The organism is Cellulosimicrobium sp. CUA-896, assembly GCF_001942335.1.
In the GTDB taxonomy this organism is placed as follows: Bacteria; Actinomycetota; Actinomycetes; order Actinomycetales; family Cellulomonadaceae; genus Cellulosimicrobium.
In genome coordinates, this window is sequence record NZ_MKKH01000033.1 from 104,196 (window position 1) to 130,251 (window position 26,056).

21 protein-coding genes, 3 pseudogenes and 1 riboswitch are annotated in these 26,056 nt (G+C 75.6%); of the genes and pseudogenes, 12 read left to right on the forward strand and 12 right to left on the reverse strand.

Annotated features, from left to right (window positions below; genetic code table 11):
* Positions 1–110: 110 nt before the first annotated feature.
* The 3 genes from BJF88_RS11555 to BJF88_RS11565 are packed head-to-tail and all read right to left on the reverse strand — an operon-like array spanning position 111 to position 2,643.
* The gene (locus BJF88_RS11555) at positions 111–809 is read right to left on the reverse strand and encodes a DUF6226 family protein (RefSeq protein ID WP_075828889.1); all 699 of its coding nucleotides are present in this window, start codon (positions 807–809) and stop codon (positions 111–113) included.
* 56 nt (positions 810–865) lie between these two features.
* Entirely contained in the window at positions 866–2,134 is a 1,269-nt protein-coding gene (locus BJF88_RS11560) for an O-succinylhomoserine sulfhydrylase (protein WP_075828890.1), read from the reverse strand.
* The gene (locus BJF88_RS11565) at positions 2,131–2,643 is read right to left on the reverse strand and encodes a rhodanese-like domain-containing protein (RefSeq protein WP_075828891.1); all 513 of its coding nucleotides are present in this window, start codon (positions 2,641–2,643) and stop codon (positions 2,131–2,133) included. The genes BJF88_RS11560 and BJF88_RS11565 overlap by 4 nt, the downstream gene beginning before the upstream one ends.
* 265 nt (positions 2,644–2,908) lie before the next feature.
* Positions 2,909–3,023: riboswitch (SAM riboswitch) on the forward strand.
* Between the two features lie 33 nt (positions 3,024–3,056).
* Here BJF88_RS11565 and BJF88_RS11570 point away from each other — a divergent pair.
* Entirely contained in the window at positions 3,057–4,487 is a 1,431-nt protein-coding gene (locus tag BJF88_RS11570) for an aminotransferase class V-fold PLP-dependent enzyme (RefSeq protein ID WP_075828892.1), read from the forward strand.
* A gap of 86 nt (positions 4,488–4,573) precedes the next feature.
* Here BJF88_RS11570 and BJF88_RS11575 read toward each other — a convergent pair whose 3' ends face one another.
* The 4 genes and pseudogenes from BJF88_RS11575 to BJF88_RS11590 all read right to left on the reverse strand — a co-directional run bounded on the left by BJF88_RS11575 (position 4,574) and on the right by BJF88_RS11590 (position 8,976).
* Entirely contained in the window at positions 4,574–4,747 is a 174-nt protein-coding gene (locus BJF88_RS11575) for a CsbD family protein (protein ID WP_075828893.1), read from the reverse strand.
* 89 nt (positions 4,748–4,836) lie between these two features.
* A complete protein-coding gene (locus BJF88_RS11580) occupies positions 4,837–5,931 on the reverse strand; it encodes a MaoC/PaaZ C-terminal domain-containing protein (RefSeq protein WP_075828894.1) in 1,095 nt (364 codons plus the stop codon).
* Positions 5,928–7,152 (reverse strand): annotated as a pseudogene (locus BJF88_RS23635) (3-oxoacyl-ACP reductase); the annotation flags it as partial. The gene BJF88_RS11580 and the pseudogene BJF88_RS23635, both read right to left, overlap by 4 nt.
* Positions 7,153–7,542: 390 nt before the next feature.
* Positions 7,543–8,976 carry an acetyl-CoA C-acetyltransferase gene (locus tag BJF88_RS11590; protein ID WP_075828895.1) on the reverse strand — a complete coding sequence of 478 codons (1,434 nt, stop codon included), beginning with the start codon at positions 8,974–8,976 and terminating at the stop codon, positions 7,543–7,545.
* 295 nt (positions 8,977–9,271) lie between these two features.
* On the opposite strand from BJF88_RS11590, the gene BJF88_RS11595 reads away from it, so the two are divergent.
* Positions 9,272–10,045: a TetR/AcrR family transcriptional regulator gene (locus BJF88_RS11595; RefSeq protein ID WP_075828954.1), complete on the forward strand. Its 774-nt coding sequence runs from the start codon at positions 9,272–9,274 to the stop codon at positions 10,043–10,045.
* Positions 10,042–12,176, forward strand: a pseudogene (locus BJF88_RS11600) (acyl-CoA dehydrogenase). Before BJF88_RS11595 ends, BJF88_RS11600 begins: the two are co-directional and overlap by 4 nt.
* Before the next feature lie 104 nt (positions 12,177–12,280).
* Here the strand turns inward: BJF88_RS11600 and BJF88_RS18410 are convergent.
* The 4 genes from BJF88_RS18410 to BJF88_RS11625 are packed head-to-tail and all read right to left on the reverse strand — an operon-like array spanning position 12,281 to position 16,104.
* Positions 12,281–13,177: a DUF2599 domain-containing protein gene (locus tag BJF88_RS18410; RefSeq protein ID WP_158068928.1), complete on the reverse strand. Its 897-nt coding sequence runs from the start codon at positions 13,175–13,177 to the stop codon at positions 12,281–12,283.
* Between the two features lie 50 nt (positions 13,178–13,227).
* Positions 13,228–13,632, reverse strand: coding sequence for a DUF2568 domain-containing protein (locus tag BJF88_RS11615; RefSeq protein WP_255371973.1), 405 nt, complete (start codon positions 13,630–13,632; stop codon positions 13,228–13,230).
* Positions 13,622–15,103 (reverse strand): APC family permease, encoded by a 1,482-nt coding sequence (locus tag BJF88_RS11620; RefSeq protein WP_075828897.1) that lies wholly within the window; start codon positions 15,101–15,103, stop codon positions 13,622–13,624. The genes BJF88_RS11615 and BJF88_RS11620 overlap by 11 nt, the downstream gene beginning before the upstream one ends.
* On the reverse strand, positions 15,100–16,104 hold the full coding sequence (locus tag BJF88_RS11625) for an EamA family transporter (RefSeq protein ID WP_083649077.1): 1,005 nt from the start codon (positions 16,102–16,104) through the stop codon (positions 15,100–15,102). The genes BJF88_RS11620 and BJF88_RS11625 overlap by 4 nt, the downstream gene beginning before the upstream one ends.
* Positions 16,105–16,193: 89 nt before the next feature.
* Here BJF88_RS11625 and BJF88_RS11630 point away from each other — a divergent pair, with 89 nt between their 5' ends.
* Together BJF88_RS11630 and BJF88_RS11635 are read left to right on the forward strand one after the other, a co-directional pair.
* Complete coding sequence (locus BJF88_RS11630; protein WP_075828898.1) at positions 16,194–17,174, forward strand: LysR family transcriptional regulator; 981 nt, start codon at positions 16,194–16,196, stop codon at positions 17,172–17,174.
* Between the two features lie 318 nt (positions 17,175–17,492).
* Positions 17,493–17,720 carry a hypothetical protein gene (locus BJF88_RS11635; RefSeq protein ID WP_075828899.1) on the forward strand — a complete coding sequence of 76 codons (228 nt, stop codon included), beginning with the start codon at positions 17,493–17,495 and terminating at the stop codon, positions 17,718–17,720.
* A gap of 13 nt (positions 17,721–17,733) precedes the next feature.
* Here the strand turns inward: BJF88_RS11635 and BJF88_RS11640 are convergent, their stop codons facing one another.
* The gene (locus BJF88_RS11640; RefSeq protein WP_075828900.1) at positions 17,734–18,057 is read right to left on the reverse strand and encodes a hypothetical protein; all 324 of its coding nucleotides are present in this window, start codon (positions 18,055–18,057) and stop codon (positions 17,734–17,736) included.
* Between the two features lie 144 nt (positions 18,058–18,201).
* On the opposite strand from BJF88_RS11640, the pseudogene purL reads away from it, so the two are divergent.
* The 7 genes and pseudogenes from purL (at position 18,202) to BJF88_RS22165 (ending at position 25,906) form a co-directional block, all read left to right on the forward strand.
* Positions 18,202–20,588: pseudogene (purL, locus tag BJF88_RS11645) on the forward strand (phosphoribosylformylglycinamidine synthase subunit PurL).
* A 225-nt stretch (positions 20,589–20,813) separates the two neighbouring features.
* Positions 20,814–21,752, forward strand: a complete 939-nt coding sequence (locus BJF88_RS11650) for an endonuclease/exonuclease/phosphatase family protein (RefSeq protein WP_083649078.1) — start codon at positions 20,814–20,816, stop codon at positions 21,750–21,752.
* 115 nt (positions 21,753–21,867) lie between these two features.
* A complete protein-coding gene (locus BJF88_RS11655) occupies positions 21,868–22,275 on the forward strand; it encodes a hypothetical protein (RefSeq protein ID WP_075828901.1) in 408 nt (135 codons plus the stop codon).
* A 50-nt stretch (positions 22,276–22,325) separates the two neighbouring features.
* Positions 22,326–23,861, forward strand: coding sequence for an RNB domain-containing ribonuclease (locus tag BJF88_RS11660; protein ID WP_075828902.1), 1,536 nt, complete (start codon positions 22,326–22,328; stop codon positions 23,859–23,861).
* A 9-nt stretch (positions 23,862–23,870) separates the two neighbouring features.
* On the forward strand, positions 23,871–24,242 hold the full coding sequence (locus BJF88_RS11665) for a sterol carrier family protein (RefSeq protein WP_075828903.1): 372 nt from the start codon (positions 23,871–23,873) through the stop codon (positions 24,240–24,242).
* Between the two features lie 273 nt (positions 24,243–24,515).
* Complete coding sequence (locus BJF88_RS22160) at positions 24,516–25,511, forward strand: lamin tail domain-containing protein (RefSeq protein ID WP_255371974.1); 996 nt, start codon at positions 24,516–24,518, stop codon at positions 25,509–25,511.
* Positions 25,427–25,906, forward strand: a complete 480-nt coding sequence (locus BJF88_RS22165; RefSeq protein WP_255371975.1) for a hypothetical protein — start codon at positions 25,427–25,429, stop codon at positions 25,904–25,906. The genes BJF88_RS22160 and BJF88_RS22165 overlap by 85 nt, the downstream gene beginning before the upstream one ends.
* Positions 25,907–26,056: the final 150 nt, after the last annotated feature.

The following is a 26,056-nucleotide window of genomic DNA, read 5'->3' on the forward strand; positions in this document are numbered from 1 at the left end:
GCGACCCTCCAGGCCGCGCGCTACGAGGAGGCTACGGGGCCGCGCCGACACGCACGAAACTCCCTCCACAGGGAGGCGGTGCGGGAGCGGGCAGTTCTGACATGGCGCGGTCAGGCGCGCGGCGGCCAGGCACTCCAGCGGCCGTTCGGCAGGGCGGCCAGACGTCGGCGAGCGGGCGTGAGGCCGCGACGGCGGCGCCGGCCCTCGCCGTAGCTCGAGTTGTCGTCGGACCACGTCGCGTACCTCACCCATACGGTCCGCGGGTCGTCCCACGCCCGCCGCACGCCTTCTCCGAAACGGCCCGCGGCGACGGCAAGCACGAGGTGCTCCAGCATCTCGGCCTGGGACTCGGCCGAGTCGTCGCACGCGTCGCACCCGCAGGCCGGGAACGCGTCCACGTGCAGCACGCCCGCGCGCACCTGCACGCCGGGGTAGCCGGTGACGACGACCGTCAGCGGCGCCGCGTCGTCCGCGGTGGGCACGAGCCGGACGACGCGCTCGACGGGCTGGGCGAGGTGCCGGATCCCCGCGAGCAGCGGGTGCGCCGGTTCCTCGGCGGTGTGCGGGGGCACGTCGACGTCGCGCAGGTCCGCGGCCTCGACCGTGACGTCGTACGTCGCCACGAGGTGCGCCACGAGCGCGTCCGCGACGTCGACCACCGGCGCGAACCGCTCGGGGTGGGAGTCGACGGAGTACGCGTCCTCCGGCGGGCCGTCCCGGTCCGCCCAGCGCTCGCCGTACTCGTACGGCCGACCCTCGGCGTCGTGGAAGACCTGGCGCGGGACCGGCGGGCGGACGTAGGCGGGCACGTCGCCAGGCTAGGGCGACCGTGCGCCGTCGGGCACGGGCATTCCTGCCGGGCGCGTCAGGCGCGCAGCGCCTGCTCGACGTCCTCGATCACGTCGAGGGGGTCCTCGAGGCCCACGGACAGCCGCACGGTCGTCTCCGCGATCCCGACGGCGGCGCGGCCCTCGGGCCCGAGCTTGCGGTGCGTCGTCGTCGCGGGGTGCGTGACGAGCGACTTGGCGTCGCCGAGGTTGTTGGAGATGTCGACGACCTGGAGCGCGTCGAGGAACGCGAACGCTCTCTTCTTGGCCGTCTCGGGGTCGGTCCCGGCGGGCACGTCGAGGTCGAACGTCACGACCGTGCCGCCGCCGGACTGCTGCGAGCGCGCGAGCGCGGTCTGCGGGTGCGAGTCGAGGAACGGGTAGCGCACGCGTGCGAGCCCCGGCAGCTCCTCGAGCGATCGCGCGACCTGCTCGGCGTTGGCGTTCTGCGCCGCGACCCGCACCGGCATCGTCTCGAGGCCCTTGAGCAGCACCCACGCGTTGAACGCCGACAGGGTCGGCCCGGTGTTGCGGATGAGCGTCTGCACGGGCCCGCCGACGTAGTCCTCGCTCCCGAGGATCGCGCCGCCGAGCACGCGGCCCTGCCCGTCGATGTGCTTCGTCGCCGAGTACACGACGACGTCCGCGCCGAGCTCGAGCGGCTTCTGCAGCAGCGGCGTCGCGAACACGTTGTCGAGCACCACGACGGCGCCGGCGGCGTGCGCGAGCTCGCTCACACGGCGCACGTCGACGATGTCCTGCATGGGGTTGGACGGCGTCTCGAAGAACACGACGTCCGCGGGCGTCGCGAGCGCCTCCTCCCACTGGGAGAGCACGTGCCCGTCGACGTAGTCCGTCCGCACGCCCCACTTCGCGAAGATCTCGTCGAAGATCACGATGCTCGAGCCGAACAAGGCGCGCGCCGCGACGATCCGCGAGCCCGACCGCACGAGCGCGGCGAGCGACGTGAACACGGCCGACATCCCGGACGCCGTCGCGTGGCACGCCTCCGCACCCTCGAGGAGCCGCAGGCGTTCGGTGAACGTGTGCACGGTCGGGTTGCCGTAGCGCGAGTAGACGAACCGGTCGACCTCGCCCTTGAACGCCGCCTCCGCGTCGGCGGCGCGGTCGTACGTGTACCCCTGGGTGAGGAACAGCGCCTCGGACGTCTCCTGGAAGTCCGTGCGCGCGTTGCCGCCGCGCACGGCGAGCGTCGCGGGCCGCGCGCTCGCGGGCAGCGGCTTGCGGCCCGAACCGCCTGGCACCCCGCCCGGCACCTCGTGCCCGACGCCGCCCGCCGGGCTCATCGCGCGGCCTCGCCGTCCGCGGAGGCGGCCTGGGCGTCGTCGTACGTCGTGACCGGCAGGCCGCGGACCTTCCAGCCCTCGACGTCGCGCGCCCCGGTGAAGCCCTGCGCGCCCTCGAAGCCCTCGACGACGTTGTACGACGGCCCGATGCCCGCGGCGGTCGCGGCGCGAGCCGCGCCGATCGAGCGCTGGCCGGAGCGGCACAGGAAGACGACGGGGCGCTCGTCGCCCGGCGCGAGACCGGCCTCGGCGAGGCGGTCGAGGAACGCGGGGTTGGGACCGAGCGGCGTGACCCACTCGTCGAACAGCACCGCGTGGCCGAGGTCCGCGACGTCGGGCACGCCGATCGTCCGCCACTCGCCCTCGGTGCGGACGTCCACGAGGACGGCGCGCTCGTCCGCGGCGAGCAGGTCCCACGCCTGCTGCGGGTCGACGTCGCCGGCATAGCCGGCGGCGGGGCGGGCCTGGGGCACCGTGGTGGCGGGCTGGTCCTGCACGGGGTCGCTCATGGCTCTCCTCCATCGGTCGTGGCAGTAGCACCCTCGCCCGGGGCCCTCTCGAGCCCGGGGGGTTGCTGCGGCGTCGACGTGCCACGTCACTCGGCCGCTCCGGATGGTTCCTCGGATCGTACGGCACGCCGCGCGGCCTCCGGGACGGCCGTCTCGCCCCGTGGGCGCGCGTCCCGAGGGTCCGTCGACCCGAGGTCGATCCATCATCCGAGACACGCTGCCCATTCCTTGACACCCCTGCGCGCCTCGCCCATCCTGGTGCGCAGGTCATGAGTGCCAGCGTGAAACCCCGGTTTGCTGGCCGGCAACCCTCCTCCGCGGCGGGGTGCCCCGGGTGACGACCAGGCCGCACGCCGACCGGCGCGCGGCAAGCGCGGGGAGCGCCTCCCCGACCGACATCGGAGGACCGTGCCGTGACCACACTCGCCGAGCTCGACTGTCAGACGGCTGCCCCGGACGTCGCCGCCGCGCCGGCTCTGCTCCCCGTCGTCGGGAGCGACACGCTCGTCCCCGTCGTCGACGGGCGCAGCGTGCCGTACGCCAACCTCGACGTCGCCGCGTCCGCGCCCGCCCTGCGCGCGGTGGCGGACCGCGTCACCGAGGTCCTACCGCTCTACGCGAGCGTCCACCGCGGCGCCGGTTACCTCTCCCAGGTGTCCACCGCCCTCTACGAGGCCGCCCGCGCGCGCATCGGGGAGTTCGTCGGCGCGCGCGACGAGGACGTCACCGTCGTCACGCGCAACACGACCGACTCGCTCAACCTGCTCGCCGGCTGCGTGCCGCCGCACCCCGACGGCACGCCGGGCCGCGTGCTCGTCCTCGACGTCGAGCACCACGCGAACCTCCTGCCGTGGCAGCGCACCGGCGGCGCGACCGTCCTCGCCGGTGGTGCGAGCGTCGCCGAGACGCTCTCCGGCCTGCGCACCGAGCTCGCCCGGTTCGACTACGCGCTGCTCGCCGTGACGGGGGCGTCGAACGTCACGGGCGAGGCGCTGCCCCTCGCCGAGGTCGTGCGGCTCGCGCACGACGCCGGGGCGCGGGTCGTGCTCGACGGCGCGCAGCTCGTGCCGCACCGCGGGTTCTCGCTCGCGCAGACGGGCGCGGACTACGTCGCCTTCTCCGGCCACAAGACCTACGCGCCCTTCGGTGCAGGGGCGCTCGTCGGCCGCCGCGACTGGCTCGACGCCGGTACGCCGCACCTCGCGGGCGGCGGCGCCGTGCGCCAGGTGGGGCTCGACGCCACGCAGTGGCAGACGGCGCCCGCCCGGCACGAGGCCGGGTCGCCGAACGTCGTCGGCGCGGTGGCGCTCGCGGCCGCGTGCGACGCGCTCGCGGCGCTCGACCCCGCCGCGCTCCACGCCCACGAGGCCGCGCTGCGCGCCGCGCTCGTCGACGGGCTGTCCTCGATCGAGGGCGTGCGGGTCGTCACGGTCTGGCCCGACGCCACCGACCCCGTGGGCGTCGTGACGTTCTCCGTGACCGGTCACGACCCCGGTCTCGTCGCCGCCTACCTCTCCGCGGAGCACGGCATCGGCGTGCGCGACGGCCGCTTCTGCGCCCACCCGCTGCTCGCGCGCCTCGGCTACGACGCCGGTGCCATCCGCGCGTCGGTCGGCGTGGGGACGACGGGCGCCGAGGTCGCGCGGCTGGTCGACGCCGTGCGCGCGTACGTCGAGCAGGGGCCGAGTGCGCGGTACGCCGTGGTCGACGGCTGCTGGACCGTCGTCGACGACCCGCGCCCCGTCCCCGCCGGGTCCGGGCTCGAGGGCCTCTTCGCGACCGCCGCGGCCGGCTTCCTCGCCGACGCCGCGGCGTGCGGCCCCGCACCGGACGGACCCGCCTGACCTGACCCAGGACGCGACGAGGGCCCCGCCGCTCGGCGGAGCCCTCGTCGCTGTGTCGTGGTGGCCGCCCGGGGCGGCGGCACCGACTACTTCTTGAACGCGTCGCGGACGTCGTCCCCGGCCTGCTTGAAGTTGGCCTTGGTCTGGTCGCCCTGACCCTCGGCCTCGAGGCGCTCGTCGTCCGTCGCCCTGCCGGTGCCCTCCTTGAGCTTGCCCTTCGCCTCTTCGGCGGCGTGCTCGATCTTGTCTCCGAGACCCATGAGGTGCTCCCTTCGTCGGTCCCCCGACCGTAGGCTCGGGCTCCCGTTCTCGCACGCCCAGGGCGGCCGGCCGAGCCGGCCGACGACGCTCAGCGACGGGGCGTGACACGCCCCGACAGGTGCAGGCGACCCGTGCGGTCCCACCCCTGGTAGGCGAGGCCCGTGGCAGGGTCGCCCGCGCCGTCGGCCACCGCGGCCGGGACCTGCCCGACGACGTCCCGCACCTCCGCGGCGACGGCACCCTCCGGGCGGATCGCGACGTCGACCGTGCTCGGCAGGAGCACCGGCTTGGCGAACGTCACGGTCCAGTCGTACGTCTCGCCGCGCGCCGGACCGGCCTCCGCGAGCGCCCGCGCCGCCGTGTACATGCCGTGCGCGATCGCGCGCGGGAAGCCGAACGCCTTCGCCCCGAGCGCCGACGTGTGGATGGGGTTCCGATCGCCCGACACCGCGGCGTACGTGCGCCCCGTCCCGGCGCCGAGCGTCCAGCGCGCGGTCGGCAGCGGCGGCACGAACGCGTCCGTGCCGTTGGTGCTGCCGTTCGCCGACCCGTTCGCGCCGGGGCCGTCCGGCGCCGAGCCGTCGGGCAGGCGGACACCCTTCGCGAGGTACGTCGACACCCCGCGGTAGGCGAGCGTCGTCGCGGGCAGGCCCGAGCCGGCCGCGCGCTCGTCGTCCGTCCGCTCGACCGACACCTCCACCACGAGGTCCACCTGGACGCCGCGCCGGTGCGGGCGCAGGTCCTGCGCCCACGCGCGCACCTCGAGCGCGTCACCGAGGCGCACCGGCCGTACGAGCGACGCGGAGTTCGCGAGGTGCACCATGCCGACGAGCGGCAGCGGGAAGTCGCCGCGGACCATGACCGCGGTGGCGAGCGGGAAGCCGAGCACGTGCAGGTAGCCCGCGGGGAGCGTCCCGCCCGGCACCTCGCCGACGACGTCCGCGTACCGCGCGAGGTGCTCCTCGCTGCCCGGGCCGCCGGGCTCCGCACCGTTCCCGGTCGGTACGCCCGCGACGCGGTACGTCACCTCGGGGAGCGTGAGGTCGCGCGGACCGCCGCCCGGCAGGCGCGCGGCCGCGGCCATGCGGGCCGACCCCGCGACGCCCCGCGCGAACAGGCCGCCGAGCCCCGGGATCGTGGGCAGCGTCTCGACGCGCGCGGGGGCGCTGGTCGCGGCCGTCACCGGCCCACCAGGTTCTGCCCGCACACGCGCAGCACCTGGCCGTTCACGCCGCCCGCACCGGGCGAGGCGAGGAACGCGATCGCCTCCGCGACGTCCACCGGCTGCCCGCCCTGCTGCAGCGACGCCACGCGCCGCGCGACCTCACGCTGCACGAACGGGATCGACGCCGTCATGTCCGTCTCGATGAACCCCGGCGCCACGGCGTTCGCCGTGCCGCCGAGCTCGGCCAGGCGCGACGCGAACGCGCGCGTGTGGCCGATGACGCCCGCCTTCGAGAACGCGTAGTTCGACTGCCCGCGGTTGCCCGCGATGCCGCTCGTCGACGCGAGCGAGACGATGCGCGGCCGGTCCGAGAACCCGTTCGCGCCGAGCAGGTACTCCGTGATGCGCAGCTGCGCGGCGAGGTTCACCGCGATCACCGCGTCCCACTGGTCCGCCGACATGTTGGCGAGCAGCTTGTCGCGCAGGATGCCCGCGTTGTGCACGAGGACGTCGAGCCCGCCGTGCCGCGACCGCGCGTGCTCGAGGATCCGGGCCCCCGCGTCCTCGGCCGTCACGTCGAGCTGCAGCGCCGTGCCGCGGATCTCGTTCGCGACCCGCGCGAGCGCCTCGCCCGCCGCCGGCACGTCCACGACGACGACCCGCGCGCGTCGCGCGCCAGCGTCCGGGCGACCTGCGCGCCGATGCCGCGGGCCGCACCGGTGACGACGGCGACCTTGCCGTGCAGGGGTCGGTCGGGTCCGTCGCGTCGGTGCCCAGCCCGGCGGGGGAGGCGGCGTCGGTGCTCGGGCTACCATCCGCGCCGCTCGTTCCTCGCGTCGCTCCCGCCAGGCCCGCCACGCCCTTCGCCTCCGACGCCGCCACCCCCGCCTCGGTGTCCGCGTCGCCCGAGGTGTCCGACGCCGCCGCCCCCGCCTCGGTGGCCGTGTCGCCCGAGGTGACCGACGACGCAGTCCCGGCTTCCGCGGTCGGCTCGCCCGGGGTCGTGGGTGCGCCGGGGCCGACGCGCAGGAGCTGGCCGTCGACGAAGGCCGACTTGGCGGAGAGGAAGAACCGGAGCGTCGCGAGCACGGACGTGCTGTCGACGGGGGTGTCGTCGACGAGCTGGACGCCGTTGCCGGTGGCGCCGTAGCGGAGCTCCTTCGCGACCGAGCGCAGGAGGCCGTCGACGCCCTCACGGGTCGCGGCGAGCTCGGGGGCGTCGGCGTCGGACGCGGCGCGCGAGACGGTGACGACGCGGCCGTTCGGCGCGAGGCGGCGCAGGTTGGCCGACAGGCCCATGACGGCGCCCGCGACGTCCTCGGGGCGCTGCGCCTGGGTGAGCACGACGACGATCGCGCCCCAGCGCGTCGAGTCGTCCGCGTTCTGGCGGACGTCGAGCCCGAACCCGTCGAGCAGGGCGGTGGCGACGCGGTCGGCGTCGTCGGGCACGCCGGGCGTGCCGCCGAGGACGAGCACCGGGCCCACGGTGAGCGGGGCGCCTCGCGGTGGCGGCGCAGGACGGCCGGGCGCGGCAGGCCCAGCTTCTTCGCGAGGGTCTTGGTGAAGCCGGAGTTGACGGCCTTGACGTAGGAGTCGGTCACGGGTGGTCCTCTCGGTCGTCGGGGCCGGTCAGGCGGGCAGGTCGGCGGCGGGCACGGACTCGAGGATCGCGGCGACGCCGAGGCCCCCGGCCGCGCACACCGAGATGAGTGCACGCGCCGGCTGGCCCGTCTCGGCCGTCCTGCCGGCCAGGAGCTTGGCAGCCGTCGCGACGATGCGCCCGCCCGTCGCGGCGAACGGGTGCCCCGCCGCGAGCGACGAGCCGTTGACGTTGAGCCGCGAGCGGTCGATCGAGCCGAGCGGGCCGTCGAGGCCGAGCTCGGTGCGGCAGTACTCGTCGTCCTCCCACGCCGTGAGCGTGGTCAGGACGGTCGACGCGAACGCCTCGTGGATCTCGTAGAGGTCGAAGTCGCCGAGCTTGAGGCCGTTGCGCGCGAGCAGGCGCGGCACGGCGTGCACGGGCGCCATGAGGAGGCCTTCGTGGCCGTGGACGAAGTCGACGGCCGCCGTCTCGGCGTCGACGACCCGCGCGAGCAGCGGCAGGTCGCGCTGCTCGGCCCACTCGCGCGAGCCGAGCAGGACGGTGGAGGCACCGTCGGTGAGCGGGGTGCTGTTGCCCGCGGTCATCGTGGGTGCTGCGGGCGAGTCCTCCGACCCGGACCCCGCCAGACGCTTGCCGTACACCGGCTTGAGCGCCGCGAGCTTCTCCATCGACGAGTCCGTGCGCAGGTTCTGGTCGCGCACGAGGCCGCGGTGGGGCGTGACGAGGTCGTCGAAGAACCCGGACTCCCACGCGGCGGCGAGGTGCTGGTGGCTCGCGAGCGCGACCTCGTCCTGCGCCTCGCGCGAGATGCCCCAGCGCGCCGTCGTGATCGCCTGGTGCTCGCCCATGGACAGGCCGGTGCGCGGCTCGTCCGTCGCCGGGGTGAGCGGCGCGAGGTCGGCCGGGCGTACCTTCGCGAACGCCTTGACGCGGGCGCCGATCGTCTTCGCGTGGCTCGCCTCGAGCAGCGCGCGGCGCAGCCCCTCGCTCACGGCGATCGGGGCGTCGGACACGGTGTCCGTGCCGCCCGCGACACCGGACTCGACCTGGCCGAGCCGGATCTTGTTCGCGACCGTAATCGTCGCCTCCAGGCCCGTCGCGCACGCCTGCTGGAGGTCGTAGGCCGGGGTCTGCGGCGAGAGCGACGAGCCGAGCACGCTCTCGCGGACGAGGTTGAAGTCGCGCGAGTGCTTGAGCACCGCGCCGCCGACGACCTCGCCCAGGCGCTCGCCCTGCAGGCCGAACCGTGCGACGAGGCCCTCGAGCGCCGCGGTGAACATCTCCTGGTTGCTCGACCGGGAGTACTTCCCGCCCGCGCGGGCGAACGGGATGCGGTTGCCGCCGATCACCCACGCGTCCCGGACGCCGGGCCGCTGCTCGACGGGCCCGGTGGAGCCGGCGCTCGTCCGTCGGTCGGTGCTGGTCGTGCTCGCCGAGCCGTTCGCCGGCGTCTTCCTCATGGCCACTGCGCCTCACTCCTCGTCCGCACTCGCTGCGCTGCGTCGTTCGTCGGGTCCGGCCGGGGGTCCCGGCCGAGACTCGTGGCCGGTGCTCCCGGTCCCGCCTCCAGGCGGCCGGCGAGGGAGCGCCGACCGGGCGGGTGTCCACGACCCACAGTACCTGATACTCTCGGTATCGTGAGTCGGGTCACACGGCCGCGCCCCGCAAGGAGGGCACGGCTCACGGCACCGAGGTGACACCGACGTCGCGACGGAGGACGACGTGAACGCACACGCGAGCGGCGTGGGCCCGCCCCTGCGGGCCCGCGGCCGCGCCGAGCCGGGGCAGCCGGTCGACGGCCGCTCCACCCGCTGGGACGAGCACCGGGCGGCCCGCCGGGCCGAGCTCATCCGTGCCGCGAGCAAGGCGGTGCACCTCCACGGCCCCGGCGTCTCCATGGACGAGATCGCTGCGGCGTCCGGCACGTCGAAGTCGATCGTGTACCGCTACTTCGACGACAAGACCGGCCTGCAGGTCGCGCTCGGCGCGGCCGTCGTGGGGCAGATGCACGACGCGCTCACGCAGGCGGCGGAGACCGCCGAGACGCCCAAGCGTGCGCTGCTCGCGATGGTCGGCGTCTACCTCGAGATGATCGAGAGCTCGCCCAACGTCTACTACTTCGTCACGCGCACGAGCGCCGTCGCGGGCACGGAGGACTCGGCCGGCCAGGCGCTCGGCGTCGGGACGGGCGGGCCTCGAGCACCGCTCGCCGCGTTCCTCGACTCCGTCATCCAGCTCGTCGCCGAGCCGTTCGCCCGCGTCACCGACGTCCCGCCGGCGGACGCTGCGGCGTGGGCGGCGGGCGCCGTCGGCTTCGTGCGGGGCGCCGGCGAGTGGTGGCTCGCCCACCGTGACGCCCCCGGCACCCCCGACCGCGAGCAGCTCACCGAGCGCGTCGCGTCCTGGCTCTGGTCCGGGCCGGTCGGCGTGCTCTCCCAGAACCCCGGCGCGAACCCCGTCGCGGCGCGCCACCCCGACTCCGCGACGGCTGCGACCGCGGCCCCGGCACCGACCAAGGAGATCCCATGACCGCCACGTCCGACCGTCCCGCCACCGCCCGCGGCGCGGACGCCGACAGCACCCCGCGCGACGACGCCCGGGTCGACGTCGCGTCCCTCCAGCAGGCACTCCTCGGCCGGTGGTCCGAGCTGCGCTCAGCAGCGCGCGCGACCGCGGGGGAGCCGGCGTTCTGGCGCGTCGAGGGCCAGAGCAAGGAGGTTCACCGCGAGCACGTGCTGGAGCAGATGCACGGGCTCGTCGAGCGTCGCCAGGTCTGGCGCGCCTACCCCGAGCGGCTCGGCGGCGCCGACGACCCGGGCGGCAACCTCGCCGGGTTCGAGGAGCTCGCCGCGGCCGACCCGTCGCTGCAGATCAAGGCGGGCGTCCAGTGGGGGCTGTTCGGTGCGGCGATCCTGCACCTCGGCACCCCGGAGCAGCAGGACCGTCTGCTGCCGGGCGCGATGGACCTGTCCGTGCCGGGTGCCTTCGCGATGACGGAGACCGGCCACGGGTCCGACGTCGCGAGCATCGGCACCACGGCGACGTACGACCCGGAGACCGAGGAGTTCGTCGTCCACACCCCGTTCCGCGGGGCGTGGAAGGACTACCTCGCAACGCCGCGGTGCACGCGACCGCCGCCGTCGTGTTCGCGCAGCTGATCACGAAGAACGTCGACCACGGCGTGCACGCGTTCTACGTGCCGATCCGCGACCCGCAGGGCGAGCGCGACGAGCAGGGGCGCCTGCCGTTCCTGCCCGGCGTCGGCGGGGAGGACGACGGGCAGAAGGGCGGCCTCAACGGCGTCGACAACGGCCGCCTCCACTTCGACCACGTGCGCGTGCCGCGGACGGACCTCCTCGCCCGCTACGGGTCGGTCGACGCCGACGGCACGTACTCGAGCCCGATCGACAGCCCCGGGCGCCGCTTCTTCACGATGCTCGGCTCGCTCGTCCAGGGCCGCGTCTCCCTCGACGGCGCCGCCGTCACCGCGTCGAAGCTCGGCCTGGCGATCGCCGTGCGGTACGCGAACGAGCGCCGCCAGTTCACGGGCGCGAGCGCGACCGAGGAGGTCGTGCTCATGGACTACGGCACGCACAAGCGGCGCCTGATCGTCCCCGTCGCGGAGACCTACGCGGCGCACTTCGCGCACGAGCGGCTGCTCGACCTGTTCCACTCGGTGTTCTCCGGCGACGAGGACACCCCCGAGCAGCGCGAGGACCTCGAGACCACCGCCGCGGCGCTCAAGGCGACGAGCACCCGGTTCGCGCTCGACGTCCTGCAGGAGACGCGCGAGGCGTGCGGCGGGGCGGGCTTCCTCACGGAGAACCGCATCACGAGCCTGCGCGCCGACATGGACGTCTACGCGACGTTCGAGGGCGACAACACCGTGCTGCTCCAGCTCGTCGCGAAGCGCCTGCTCGCCGACTACGGCAAGCAGTTCAAGGGCATCACCCCGGGCCAGATGGCGCGCGTCGTCGTCGAGCGGGCGGGCGACATGGCGCTGCACCGCACGCCGCTCAAGCGCGCCGCGCAGGCGCTGTCGGACGCCGGCGACCCGCGCCGCGCGGCGGGCCATCTGCGGGACGCCGAGACGCAGCGCGCGCTGCTCACCGACCGCGTCGAGACGATGGTCGCGGACGTCGCGCAGGCCCTGCGGCCCGCGCAGAAGGCGGACCCGGAGACCGCGGCCGACCTGTTCAACGCGCACCAGGTGGAGCTCGTCGAGGCGGCGCGCGCCCACGCGGAGCTGCTGCGCTGGGAGGCGTTCACTCAGGCGCTCGCGACGATCGAGGACGAGGGCACGCGCGAGGTCCTGACCACCGCGCGCGACCTGTACGGCCTGAGCCTCGTCGAGCGGCACCTCGCCTGGTACCTGCTCAACGGCCGCCTGTCGTCACAGCGCGCGCGCACGGTGACGAGCTACCTCGACCGGCTGATCGACCGCCTGCGCCCGCACGCGCAGGACCTCGTCGACGCGTGGGGCTACGGCCCCGAGCACCTGCGCGCGAAGATCGCGTCGGGCGCCGAGAAGGAGCGTCAGGACGAGGCGCGCGCCTACTACCGCCGTCTGCGCGCGAGCGGCGACGAGCCGCTCAGCGAGAAGTCGCTGCGCAAGGCGGAGAAGGCGGCCAAGCGCTCGTCGCTCGCCACGCGCCACTGACGGGTCCGCCGAGCACGAGGTTGCTGTCGTTATCCGCCGGAGGACGACAGCAACCTCGTGCTCGACGGCGAGGAGGTGCGTGGTGGGCGGCGCGCCCCTCCGTGTCAGGTCGGGTTGCAGCGCGCCGCGAGCACCGCGACGAGCCCGACGTCGGGCCGCCACGGCTCGAGGTTCCACGTCGCCTTGTCCGGGGCGCCGAGCGCGTGGCACACGAGCTGGTCGTGCATGCCGGGCACGTCGGCGTCGGGCTCCGCGGCGACGACCTGCGCCCACAGCGTGTCGCTCCCGGCGACGCCCGCGGTCCGGGCCCACGCCGTGGCGTCGACGGCGAGCGACAGCCCGCCCTCGCGGTCGCCCCACCCGGCGCTGCGCAGGGCGGTCGTCCCGAGCGTCGTCGTCACCGCGTGGCCGTCGGGGACGGCGGCGAGGGAGCCGCTCTCGGACGGCTCACCGGCCGGGCGCACGACGGCGAGCTCGGCCGTGGTCGGCCCGGTCACCGTGAGCGTCGCGCGCGGGAGCGGAGAGGCGTCGCCCGGCCCGGTCCCGCCGTCCGTGACGCCCGGCGCGGAGAGCCCGCCGACGGCGGTCCCCGCCGTGTCGAGCACGGTGACGGTCCCGTCGGCGTTGCCCGTCAGCGAGCCGGGCGTCGTGAGCACGAGGGACACGGGCTCGTCACCGGGGGAGACGGTGAGGACGGCCGTGCCGTCGTCGGCGGGTCCGACCCGGGCGGGCGAGGCGGTGCCGGTGCCGGGAGCCGGGGGCACGACGTCGAACGCGACCGCACCGGAGGCCAGCGCGACCGGCGCCCGGCCGGGCTCCGAGGGCGCCGCCCCGGCGTCGGTGGTGGCGTCGGTGGTGGTTTCGGTGCCGGCCGTGGCGGTCGCGCTCGGCGACACCGGTGCCGGGGCGGGGGAGCCGGCGCACGCGCCCAGGGCGAGGACGCCGGCGAGCACCGCTGCGGCGCTGGTCGGGATCCCACGGCGGAGCGGACGCGGGTTCATGGCGCCCATCATGCGCGACGCACGCGGCGGCGCGGGGATCGTCGCGGGGATCAGCGGTCGCGCGTGAGGGCGAACGCGGTCGTGCCGACGAGCGCGAGGCCGACGCCCCACCACACGAGGCCCACGCCGGCGACGGCGAGCCCGGCGGCGACGAGGAGCGCGACCTGCACGTCGAGGCGCCACGGCTGGGGCAGGCGGTGCGCGGCCGTCCGGGCGAGCCAGCGCGCCCACACCGCGACGACGGCGGCCGGCAGCGCGAGCGCCAGGACGATCCCCAGGACCGTGGGCAGGGGTGCGGCCGCGTCGGCCGCGGCCCCCGTCCGCCACCCGGCGACCGCGACGAGGACGAGCAGCGCGACCTCGCACGCGACGGCGGCGACGTCCGCGACGCCCACGCGGCCGCGCGGGCGCGCCGTGCGGCGGGACTCCGGGCCCCTCCGGTCGTCAGCGGTCACGCTCGTCCACCTCGTCCTCGAGCCGGGACACGTCGGAGAACGCGATCTGGCGGTGCCGCACCGCGCGGTTCCAGAGCCACGTCACGAACGACAGCACGACGCCGAGGGCGACGAGCGCGCCCGCGATGACGTACTGCTCCTGCTGCTCGGTGCTGCGCGCCCACGGCCCGGCGAGGTACCCGCACGTGAGGGCGCCGAGCACGGCGAGGGGCGTCCAGGTGCGGAAGTGCTCGTGGTCCACGGGCCGGCGGCGCAGCACGAGCAGCGCGACGTTGACGATCGTGAAGACCACGAGCAGCAGGAGCGACGTCGTCCCGCCGAGCAGCGCGACCGCGTTCGCCCCGGTCTCCGTCGCGGACTGCCGCACCACGTAGACGATCAGCGCGAACGCGATGGCCGTGGTCACGACGATCGACACCCACGGCGTGCGCCGCGTCGGCGCGACGCGTCCGAACGCGCGCGGCAGCACGCCCTGGTTCGCCATGCCGTACAGCAGGCGCGAGGCCATGAGCATGTTGATGAGCGCGGAGTTCGCGACGGCGAACATGCCGATGAACGGGAAGATCGTCGCGAACGGCAGGCCCGGCGCCCCGGCGGCGACGACCTGGGTGAGCGCGGAGCCGCGGGACTCGTCGACGAGGTTCCCCACGGGCACGAGCGCGACGGCCGTGATCGCGACGAGGACGTAGATGACGCCGGTGATCGTCAGTCCGGTGAGCATCACGCGGGGGAAGTCGCGGACCGGGTGCGTGCACTCCTCGGCCATGTTGACCGAGTCCTCGAAGCCGACCATCGCGAAGAACGCGAGCGTCGTCGCGGCGGTCACGGCGAGGAACACGCTCTTGTCGTCGGCGCTCTCGAACACGACGACGCGCGAGAGGTCGGCGCGGCCCTGCGTCATCGCCCACAGGCCGACGAAGATGACCAGCAGGAGACCGGAGAGCTCGACGAGGGACAGCACGACGTTCGTCCGCACGCTCTCGGAGACGCCGCGCACGTTGACGAGGGCGACCAGGGTCATGAACCCGAGCGCGATCGCGATGAGCCCGCCGCTGCCCGGCTGCAGCCCGAGGCCGAAGCCGTCGGAGAGGAACCCCGCGAACGCGTTGGACGCCGTCGACGCCGACGTGATGCCCGAGCTCATCACCATGAACGCGACGACGAACGTCAGCAGGTGGATGCCGAACGCCTTGTGCGTGTAGAGCGCGGCGCCGGCCGCGCTCGGGTACTTCGTGACGAGCTCGAGGTAGGAGAACGCGGTGATCGTCGCGACACCGAACGCGAGCAGGAACGGGAGCCACGCCGCGCCGCCGACCTCCCCGGCGACCTGGCCGGTGAGCGCGTACACGCCCGTGCCGAGGATGTCCCCGACGATGAACAGCAGGAGCAGCCTCGGTCCCATGACGCGGCGGAGCTCCGGCTGCTCCTGCCGCTCCGCACCTGTCTCCGTCTGCCCTGCCGTCCGGCTCATGAGAGGCTCCTTCGCGTCTCGGCGCGTCCCGGACCTCCATTCGACTCCTCCGCGGGCCGCTTGTCGCCGCGAACGACGTCGCCGCCGACGCCGCCGCCGACGACGACGCCCCGCCGCGCCGTCGCCCGGTGCGGGACGCCGGTCGTGACGGCCACGCCGAGCAGCAGGACCGCGCCGCCGGTGACCTCGGCCACGTTCGGCACCTCGTCGAGCACGAGCCACGCCGCCGCCATGCCGACGGGCGGCACGAGCATCGTGAACGGCACGACCGCCGACGCCGGGTAGCGGGCGAGCAGGCCGTTCCAGATGCCGTACCCGACGAGGCTCGCGAGCCAGGCCGTGTAGGCGGTGGACAGCAGCGGCGCGGGCGTGAGGTGCGTGAGCGCGTGCCCGACGGCGTCCGGCCCGTCGGTCCACAGCGCGAGCCCGAGCATGGGGACGGGGACGACGAGCGCCGACCACACCGTCATCGACAGCCCGTCCGTCCACGACCGCCCGACGGCGCCGCCCCCGGACCGGCGCTGGACCACGTTGCCGACCGCCCACGACGACGCCGCGGCGAGCGTGACGACGAACGCCAGCGCGGGCGTCGACTCGCTGCGACCGAGGCCGACGACGATCAGCCCCGCCGCGCCCACGAGCACGCCGATCACCTGTCGGCGCGTCGGTACCTCGCGCAGCGCGGCCGCGGCGAACAGCACGGTGAGGCCGACCTGCGCCTGGAGGACGAGCGACGCGAGCCCGGCGGGCATCCCGAGCGCGAGCGCCGTGTACAGCAGGCCGAACTGCCCGAGGCTCATGAACGTCCCGACGAGCAGGACGTCGCGCCACCGCGCGGCGGGCCGCGGCACGAGGAAGATCGCCGGCACGAGCACGGCGAGGAACCGCAGGGCGACGAAGAGCGTCGGCGGCAGGTCGCCCAGGCCGAGGTCGATGACGACGAAGTTCACGCCCCAGATGACGGCGACGAGCGTGGCGAGCAGGGACGGGCGCAGCGGCATGGCGTCAGCGTGCCCCGCCGGATCCGTGCAGGTCCAGCGCATCGTCGTGACCGTTATCCGGTAGCCACGCTGCACGATAGCGTGGGCGCATGATCGACCTCGCCGCGGTCGACGCCCTCGTCGCCGTCGACCGCACCGGGACCGTGCACGGCGCCGCGCGCGACCTCGGGTACACGCCGTCCGCCGTCTCCCAGCAGGTCAAGCGGCTCGAGCGAGAGCTCGGCGCGCGGCTGCTCGACCGGCAGGGCCGTGGCGTCGTGCTCACCGCGGCCGGGCGGCGCGTCGTCGAGGAGGGGCGCGCGCTGCGCGAGCGGGTGGAGGCCCTGCGGTCGCGCCTGCACGACGCCGGCGCCCGGCCGACCGGCACCGTGCGGCTCGGGACGTTCTCCACCGCGGTGCGGGGTGTCGTCGCGCCGCTCGCCGCGGCCGTGCGCACCGAGGAGCCGGACCTGCGGCTCGTCGTCCAGGAGGCCGAGCCGTGGGACGCGGTCGCGGCCGTCGCGGCGGGGACGCTCGACCTCGCGCTCGTGCACCACTGGGAGGGCGTCGGCATCTCGCTCCCGCCGACCCTGCGCGGCGAGGAGCTGTTCCGGGACGAGGCCGACGTCCTCGTGCACCGGTCGGACCTGCTCGCCGACCGCGAGGCGCTGACCCCCGCGGACCTGCTCGACGCGACGTGGGTCTGCACGCCCGACGGGACGATCTGCTACGAGTGGTTCTGCCACATGTTCGCGCGCGAGCCGCGCGTCCCGCGCATCGACTACCGCTGCCTCGAGTTCGCGTCGCAGGTCGAGCTCGTCGCGCACGGGCTCGCCGTGGCGCTCGTGCCGCGGCTCGGCCGGGGAGCGCTGCCGCCCGACGTCGTGGCGGTGCCCGTTCGCGAGCCCGTCCCCACCCGCCCGGTCACGGTGGTGTGGCGCACGACCATGACCGACGCGCCCGCCGTCCGCTACCTGCGGGAACGGCTGCGCGACGTCGGGGGAGACGTCGGAGGAGGGGCGGGCGGAACCCCCTCGGCGCACGGCTCGTTGCCTCCCTCAGGAGCACGCCGACGCGAGGGAGACCGATGAGCCAGGACCGCACGCCGACCCGCCGACCCGCCGACCCGGCGGCGCTCGTGACCGCCGCGGCGACGACGCTCGCCTGGTACGCCGTGCCCGACGTCGTCGGGCCGCGCTGGGGTCGCGCGCTCGCCAAGACGGCGGTCGGCGTCGCGGGCGCGGTGCTCACCGTGCGCACGACGGCGGAGGGTCGCGAGGCGCGGGAGGCGCTGCGCTCCGCGCGCGACGCCGCCCGGGCGGCCGCCGACACCCCCGACGACACCCCGACGCCAGGCCGCCGACGGCCCGGGCACGACGGACGCGACCGCCGCCGGGTCACCGTCGAGCGTGCCGCCCGCGGTGCTCGCGCTCGGCGGGGTCGGCGCCGTCGCCGTGAGCGCGGCGCTCGCCGTGGCGGGGGAGAGGTGGGTCTACCGGCGCGGGGAGCGCCTGCGGGCTCGTGGGCTGCGGCTCCCGCACACGCGGGTCGGGGTCGCGATGGCGGCCGTCGCCGTCGTGCTCACGGCCGCCGAGCCGTACCTGCCGAGGGACGGCGGGGACGAGACGACGGACTGACGCGGACCCTCGGTCAGGCCGCGCGGGGCGCGGCGGACTGCTGGGGAGCCCGGGCCCCGAACGCCGGGTGCAGGACCGCCGTCCGCATCGCGCTCAGCAGCCCGATGCGCGTGAGGATACGGTCGCGCTCGGCCATCAGCGCGTCGCGGTAGCGGCCGGCGGCCGGCTCGACCTCCTCGACCGTCCCGTGGCCCGTGTACGCGCCGGTGCGGCGCGAGTACCCCGTGAGCTGGCGCTCGACGAGCGCGAGCTCGTGCCCGAGGCGCTCGACGTGGGAGTCGACGACGGCGTTCGCGGCGGTCGAGGAGACGGTGCGCAGGTGGGTGGAGCGGGTCACCCGACCATGGGAACCCATGGCGGGCCGTGAGCCGTGGCGACGCTCCGGGGCGCAGCGGGTGAGAAAAGTCGCAGCCACGTGCGCCGGTAGACTGACGACGCGCCGTCGTGCGCTCCCCGACCACGCGCCCACCCGAGGGAACCGATGACCGCCCCCGCACCCCAGGCCTCCGCACGTCCCGACGCCCGTCGCGCCGCCGACCAGTCGCTCGACACCGTCGACCGCGCGGCCGCGACGCCCGACGAGGTCCAGCCGTTCGCCGAGCTCGGCCTCAAGCCCGACGAGTACCAGCGCATCCGCGACATCCTCGGGCGCCGCCCGACGGCCGCGGAGCTCGCGATGTACTCGGTGATGTGGTCCGAGCACTGCTCGTACAAGTCGTCCAAGGTGCACCTGCGAAAGTTCGGCGACGCCACGACGGACGAGATGAAGCAGCACCTGCTCGTCGGCATCGGCGAGAACGCGGGCGTGGTGGACATCGGCGACGGCTGGGCCGTGACGTTCAAGGTCGAGTCGCACAACCACCCGTCGTTCGTCGAGCCGTACCAGGGCGCGGCGACGGGCGTCGGCGGCATCGTGCGCGACATCATCTCCATGGGCGCGCGCCCGGTCGCCGTCATGGACCAGCTGCGCTTCGGCGCCGTCGACCACCCGGACACGGCGCGCGTCGTGCACGGCGTCGTGTCCGGCGTCGGCGGCTACGGCAACTCGCTCGGCCTGCCGAACATCGGCGGCGAGCTCGTGTTCGACGCCTCGTACCAGGGCAACCCGCTCGTCAACGCGCTGTGCCTCGGCGTGCTGCGCCACGAGGACATCCACCTGGCCAACGCCTCGGGCGTGGGCAACAAGGTGGTCCTGTTCGCGCCCGCACCGGCGGCGACGGCATCGGCGGCGCCTCGATCCTCGCGTCCGAGACGTTCGAGGACGGCGTGCCCGCCAAGCGTCCGAGCGTGCAGGTGGGCGACCCCTTCATGGAGAAGGTCCTCATCGAGTGCTGCCTCGAGCTGTACGCGGCGCAGGTCGTCGAGGGCATCCAGGACCTCGGCGCGGCAGGCATCTCGTGCGCGACGTCCGAGCTCGCCTCCAACGGCGACGGCGGCATGCACGTGTGGCTCGACGACGTCCTCCTGCGCGACCCGACGCTCAACGCGGGCGAGATCCTCATGTCGGAGTCGCAGGAGCGCATGATGGCGGTCGTCGCGCCCGACAAGCTCGACGAGTTCCTCGCCATCACGGCGAAGTGGGACGTCGAGACCGCCGTCGTCGGCGAGGTGAACGACTCCGGGCGCCTCACCATCGACCACCACGGCCAGCGCATCGTCGACGTCGACCCGCGCACGGTCGCGCACGAGGGCCCGGTCTACGAGCGCCCGTACGCGCGCCCGGCCTGGCAGGACGGCCTCAACGCCGACTCGATCAGCGCGACCGACGCCGCCTCCCGCTACGCCCGGCCGGGGACGGGCGACGAGCTGCGCGCCACCGCCCTGCGCCTGCTCGCGTCCCCGAACCTCGCCTCGAAGGAGTGGGTGACGGACCAGTACGACCGGTTCGTCCAGGGCAACACCGCGCTCGCGCAGCCCGACGACTCGGGCGTCGTGCGCGTCGACGAGACGACCGGCCTGGGCGTCGCGCTCGCGACGGACGCGAACGGGCGCTACGGCAAGCTCGACCCGCGCACGGGCGCGCAGCTCGCGCTCGCGGAGGCGTACCGCAACGTCGCGACGACCGGCGCCCGCCCGCTCGCCGTGACCGACTGCCTCAACTTCGGCTCGCCGGAGGACCCGGACTCGATGTGGCAGCTCGTCGAGGCGATCGAGGGCCTCGCCGACGCGTGCCGCGAGCTCGGGGTGCCCGTCACGGGCGGCAACGTCTCGCTCTACAACGGCACGGGCGAGCCCGGGCAGGTGGACTCGTCGATCCACCCGACGCCGGTGGTCGGCGTGCTCGGCGTGCTCGACGACGTCGCGCGCGCCACGCCGTCCGGCTGGCGCGAGGCCGGCGAGAGCATCTACCTGCTCGGCACGACGCGTCCGGAGCTCGACGGCTCGGCATGGGCCGACGTCGAGCACGGCCACCTCGGCGGCGTGCCGCCGCGCGTCGACCTCGCGGCGGAGAAGGCGCTCGCGGGCGTGCTCGTCAACGCGAGCCGCGACGGTCTCGTCTCCGCCGCGCACGACCTGTCCGAGGGCGGCCTCGCGCAGGCGCTGCTCGAGGCGTCCCTGCGCTTCGGCGTCGGCGCGAGCGTCGCGCTCGCCGGCATCACCGAGCGCGACGGCGTCACGCCGTTCGAGGCGCTGTTCTCGGAGTCGACGGCGCGCGCCCTCGTCGCCGTCCCGCGGTCCGAGGAGTCCAAGCTCGTCGACGCGTGCGTCGCCCGCGGCGTGCCGGTCGTCAAGATCGGCGAGACCGGCACCGAGCCCGCCGCCGCGGCCGAGTCGGGCGAGGCGCTCGACGTCGAGGGCCTGTTCACCCTCCCGCTCCGGGAGGCGGACGAGGCGTTCCGCGGGACCCTGCCGCGCATCTTCGGCTGACGGTCCTGACGCCGGGCCGCGACCACCCGGGTGGTCGCGGGCCCGACGTCTCCCCGGGGAGCGGCGACCTCGTCGGCCCGGGACCGGTCCGGCCGGTCTCGTGAAGATCGGGCGGACACCCGTCGCGCGTGCGTGACGCCGCCGTGGGAGCGGTGTCAGCATGCGGCCATGACCTCGGCCACCGCTGGACGCGTCACGACGCGCCGCCGCCCGGGAGGGCCCGTCGTGACCGGTGTCCTCGTGACGCTCACCGCACTCGTCGTCGTCCTGACATTCGTGCGTCTCGTGCCGTTCGACGCCGTGACGCCGTTCGCGCAGGTCGTCGGCCTGACGCCGTGGGTCGGCGCGCTCGGCGTGCTCGTCCTGCTCGGCGCCCTCGTCGCCCGACGGCGGCTCGTGGCGCTCCTGCTGGCCGCCTGCCTCGTCGCGCACGCGGTGTGGCTCGCACCGTTCTTCTCGGGTGGTCCCACGGCGGCACCGCCGGGAACGGCGCCGCTGCGCGTCCTCGGCGTCAACGCGTGGTTCGGGCAGGCGGACGCCGCGGCCGTCGTCGAGACGGTCCGCGCGGAGGACGTGGACGCGCTCGCGGTCGTGGAGCTCACCACGGACTTCCGTGAGCGCCTCGTCGCCGCCGGCATCGAGGACGTCCTGCCGCACCACGTCGACGCGAAGGTCGGCTCCGGCGCTCCCGGGAGCGGGCTGTGGTCCGCGCTGCCGCTGTCGGACGTCGACACGACGGAGTTCTCGACGTTCGCCATGCCGTCGGCGGTCGTGGAGGTCGGGGGCGTCCCGGTGCGGGTCACGGCGGTGCACCCCGTGCCGCCGCTGCCGGAGCTCGCGCACGAGTGGCACGCGGAGATGCTCCGGCTCGGCCACCGGGCGCACGAGGACCCGCTGCCCCAGGTGCTGGTCGGGGACTTCAACGCGACCTACGACCACGCCACCTTCCGCGACCTGCTCGGCGACCGCTTCCACGACGCGACCCGCAGCGCCGGACAGGGGCTCAACCTGTCGTGGTCGGCGCGGCCGGGCACCCCGGCGCTGCTCGACCTCGACCACGTGGTGACGGACCGGGAGAACGTCGTGACCGACGTCGGCTCGCTGCACGTCCCGGACACCGACCACCGGGCGGTCGTCGCGACGGTGCACGTGCCGGTCGGCTGACGACGCCGTCGAGGACGGGCGGCGTCCTCGGGCCCGACCGGCGCGACCCGCGCCGGGGGTGCGGGAGAGCCTAGACTGGTCGTGTCCCCGTGGACGTGCGCAGAGGTCGGCTCCGATGGCGTGGCAGCTCATGGTCGGGTGCGCGACGGCGACGACGGTCGCCGCCGCGTGGTGGGCGCTGCGCCGGGCGCCCGGCGGTGCGCCGGACGCGCAGCGTCGTCGGGGACCGTTCCGCGCGCGGAGGCGTCGCCCGGTCCCGGACCCGCTCGAGACCCTCGCGCTCCAGGTGCGCCTGAGCGAGCTCGCCGCGGAGATGCGGCGGATCGAGGCGGACCCGGACGTGTACGCGCGGGCGCACCACTACCTCGCCGTCCAGGGGGCGTACGACGCCCTCCTGCGCGAGGCGTGCCGCCTCACCGGCCTGCCCGTCGAGGACGCGCCGCTCCGCGCCGGCCTGCACGCCGGGGACGCCGAGCGCTTCCGCGAGGAGCTCGAGCTGAGCGCCCGCGGGTGGAGCTGGTAGCGCCCCCACGCCGGCGGGTGCGGGGCGGCCCGGGCCAGTAGGGTCGTCGGGTGCCCCACCGACACGTGCGCCTCGTCCCCGACCCGGCGCCCGCCGCGGCGGGCGCCGTCCTGACGGCACTCGCCGCCCTGCGCCGCGAGATGGAGATCCCCGACGGGTTCCCGCCCCACGCCGTCGCCGAGGCGGAGGACGCCGCGGCCGCCGGGGCGACGGTCGCCGGCGAGCCGGGAGCGAGCCGCGCCGACCTGCGCGACCTGCCGTTCGTCACGATCGACCCGCCCGGCTCGATGGACCTCGACCAGGCGCTGCACCTCGAGCGGGACGGCGACGGCTTCGTCGTGCACTACGCGATCGCGGACGTCGGCGCGTTCGTCGTGCCGGGCGGCGCGCTGGACGCGGAGGTCCACGAGCGCGGGACGACCCTGTACGCGCCCGACGGCCGCACGCCGCTCCACCCGGCCGTGCTGTCCGAGGGCGTCGCGAGCCTCCTGCCGGAGCAGGACCGCCCGGCCGCGGCATGGCGCATCGCGCTCGACGCCGAGGGGCGGCTCGTCGAGGCGACGGTGCGCCGCGCCGTCGTCCGCTCGCGCGAGCGCCTCACCTACGACGAGGCCCAGGAGCGCGTGGGGCCGGGCGGCTCGCTCGAGCTGTTGCGGACGGTGGGCGAGCTGCGGCTCGCGCGCGAGCGCGAGCGGGGCGGCGTGTCGCTCGAGGTGCCCGAGCAGGAGGTCGTCGCGCACGACGACGGGTCGTTCGGGCTCGCCTACCGCTCGACCCTGCCCGTCGAGGCGTGGAACGCGCAGCTGTCGCTGCTGACCGGCATCGCCGCGGCGGGCCTCATGCGCGCGGGCGGCGTGGGCGTCCTCCGGGCGCTGCCGGAGGCCGACGCGCGCGACGTCGAGCGCCTGCGCCGCACGGCCCGGGTGCTGGGCATCGCGTGGTCGCGCGAGACGACCTATGCGGACCTGCTCCCGACGCTCGACGCGTCCCTCCCGCGCCACGCCGCGTTCCTCACCGAGGCGACGTCCCTGTTCCGCGGCGCGTCGTACGAGGCGTTCGGCGGCACGGGGCAGACGCCCGGCGTGCCCGACGACGCCGCCCACGCCGCGATCGCGGCCGAGTACGCGCACGTGACGGCGCCGCTGCGCCGGCTCGTGGACCGCTACGGCACCGAGGTGTGCCTCGCGCTGTGCGCGGGCGAGCCGGTGCCGGGGTGGGTGCTCGACGCGCTCCCGGGGCTGCCGCGCACGATGGCGCGCACCGGCCAGCGGGCCGGGTCGTACGAGCGCGCGATCGTCGACGTCGTCGAGGCCGCCCTGCTCGCCGGTCGCGAGGGCGAGGTCTTCGACGCCGTCGTCGTCGACGTCGAGGACGACGCGGAACGGGCCCGGCGCCTCGAGCGCGACGGCGGCACGGGGTCGCGGCACGGCCACGTCGTGCTCGCCGAGCCGGCCGTGCGCGCCCCGGCCGAGGGGACCGACCTCCCGCTCGGCGAGCCGGTCCGCGCGACGCTGCGCGAGGCGTCGGTCGCCGGTCGCCGGGTCCGGTTCGAGGTGCCGGCGCGTCCGGCCGGCGGCGCGCACTAGCCTGGCCGCATGCCCGCCCGACGCCGTACCGACCCCGCCGCCGGACGCCTCGCCCTGGCCGCGTGGCGGGACGGGCGGGCGGAGCGTCGCGACGTGACGACGGCGGTCCGCTTCACGCTCGAGGAGCTCGCGGACGTCGCCCCCGGGCACACGGTCGAGGTCCGCGTCCCGCCCGCGGGCGCCGTGCAGGCGGTGGAGGGCCCCCGCCACACGCGCGGGACGCCGCCGAACGTCGTCGAGACGGACCCGCAGACGTGGCTCGCTCTCGTCACCGGCGAGGTCGTCTGGGCCGACGCCGTGGCGGACGGCCGCGTGCGGGCGTCGGGCGAGCGGGCGGACCTGTCGGCGCTCCTCCCGCTGCAGGCGGCGCGGCGCCGCTGACCCGGTGGCCGTGACGTCACGGATGCGTCACGTCGTCGGCCGCAGGTCTGGCGGGTGTCGGCGGCCGGGGCTAGCGTCCGTGGCACGACCGGCGACCGCCCGGGCGGGCCGCGTCGCACGACGGCGTGCGGCGACGTTCGCACGGTGGTGATCCGGCGGCAACCGACCGTTCACACGGGTCGGGTGCGATGTCCCTGGCAGCGACGTCGACCCGCCCGGGGGAGCGGGGCAGTGTCGCTGCCGGGCCGAACGCACGAGATGAAGGAGTCAGGCGTGTCCCATCACCACAACCCGCGGCGACGGAGAGGGGTGGTGGTGGCGAGCGCGCTCAGCGCGGCGCTCGCCCTCCCGCTCTCCGCGACCGCGGCCACCGCAGCCGCCCCGACCACGGCGGGACCGGGGTCCGTGGCCGCGGCCGTGGACGGCTCCGGCGTCGTGATCAACGAGGCCTACCTGAACGGCGGCAGCGCCAACGCGCCGTTCACCACCAAGTTCGTCGAGCTCTACAACCCCACGGCCGCGGACGTCGCGCTCGACGGCTGGTCGGTCCAGTACCGCTCGGCGACGGGGACGGGTGCCTCGAACGGCACCGTCGCGCTGTCCGGGACGATCGAGGCGGGCGGGTTCTACCTCGTCGCCGGCGGGTCGAACGGCTCGAACGGCGCGGCCCTGCCCGAGCCCGACGTGTCCGGAGGCCTGAACTTCCAGGGGCAGAACGGCACGATCGCGCTCGTCGCGGCACCGTCCGCGGTCACGCTGCCGACGGGTGACGTCGCGGGCGCGGACGAGCGCGTGGTCGACCTCCTCGGCTACGGCTCCTCCAACACGTTCGAGTCGGCCGCCGCGCCGGCCGGGCGCGCCAACAACGCCGGTGGGTCGCTCAACCGCACCGGCTTCGCGGACACCGACGACAACTCCGCCGACTTCGCCGTCCTCGACACCGTGACGCCGACCAGCAGCGGCGGCGACCCCGACCCCGACCCCGAGCCGGAGCGGGCGAGGTCGTCGCGATCGCCGAGATCCAGGGCACGGGCGCCGCGAGCCCGCTCGTGGGGCGCACCGTCACGACGCGCGGCGTCGTCACGGCGACCTACCCGACGGGCGGCTACGACGGCTTCTACCTCCAGACGGAGGGCACGGGCGGCGACCTCGGCGAGGAGCACGACGCGTCCGACGCGGTCTTCGTGTACTCCCGCGCCGCGGCCGAGCAGGTCGAGGCGGGCGACCACGTCGAGGTCACCGGCACGGTCGGCGAGTACTTCACGCTGACGCAGATCACCCCGGCGGCCGGCGGCTGGACCGTGCTCGACGAGCCCGCCGAGGAGGTCAAGCCCGCCGTCGCCGCGTTCCCTGCGACGGACGCCGCGCGCGAGGTCCTCGAAGGCATGCTCGTGGCGCCGGCCGCGACTACACGATCGCCGACAACTACGACACGAACTACTACGGCTCGTTCCTGCTCGCCGCGGGCACCGAGCCGTTCCTCCAGCCGACGTCGGCCGGCCGGCCGGGCAGCCCCGAGGCGGCCGCCGCCGTCGCGGACCGGGCGGCCCGCGCGGTCGTCCTCGACGACGGCGCGACGACGAACTTCAGCACCGCGGCCAACAAGAGCGTCCCGCTGCCGTACCTCACGGGCGGTGCGCCCGCGCGGGTCGGCGCCGGCGTGACGTTCACGACGCCCGTCATCCTCGACCACCGCTTCGACGCCTGGACGTTCCAGCCGCTCGCGCACCTGCAGGCCGGCGAGGACGGCAACGCGGCGACCGTCCAGCCGGCGACGTTCGAGAACACGCGCGAGGACGCACCCGCGGAGGTGG

What these genes read in the sequence shown, in the direction of transcription:
- BJF88_RS11665 (WP_075828903.1), top strand. Translation starts at nt 23,871, where the DNA reads ATGCCCGCCCGACGCCGTACCGACCCCGCCGCCGGACGCCTCGCCCTG.
- BJF88_RS11630 (WP_075828898.1), top strand. Translation starts at nt 16,194, where the DNA reads ATGATCGACCTCGCCGCGGTCGACGCCCTCGTCGCCGTCGACCGCACC.
- BJF88_RS11560 (WP_075828890.1), bottom strand. Translation starts at nt 2,134, where the DNA reads ATGAGCCCGGCGGGCGGCGTCGGGCACGAGGTGCCGGGCGGGGTGCCA.
- BJF88_RS11590 (WP_075828895.1), bottom strand. Translation starts at nt 8,976, where the DNA reads ATGAGGAAGACGCCGGCGAACGGCTCGGCGAGCACGACCAGCACCGAC.
- BJF88_RS18410 (WP_158068928.1), bottom strand. Translation starts at nt 13,177, where the DNA reads ATGAACCCGCGTCCGCTCCGCCGTGGGATCCCGACCAGCGCCGCAGCG.
- BJF88_RS11575 (WP_075828893.1), bottom strand. Translation starts at nt 4,747, where the DNA reads ATGGGTCTCGGAGACAAGATCGAGCACGCCGCCGAAGAGGCGAAGGGC.
- BJF88_RS11655 (WP_075828901.1), top strand. Translation starts at nt 21,868, where the DNA reads ATGGCGTGGCAGCTCATGGTCGGGTGCGCGACGGCGACGACGGTCGCC.
- BJF88_RS11625 (WP_083649077.1), bottom strand. Translation starts at nt 16,104, where the DNA reads ATGCCGCTGCGCCCGTCCCTGCTCGCCACGCTCGTCGCCGTCATCTGG.
- BJF88_RS11565 (WP_075828891.1), bottom strand. Translation starts at nt 2,643, where the DNA reads ATGAGCGACCCCGTGCAGGACCAGCCCGCCACCACGGTGCCCCAGGCC.
- BJF88_RS11620 (WP_075828897.1), bottom strand. Translation starts at nt 15,103, where the DNA reads ATGAGCCGGACGGCAGGGCAGACGGAGACAGGTGCGGAGCGGCAGGAG.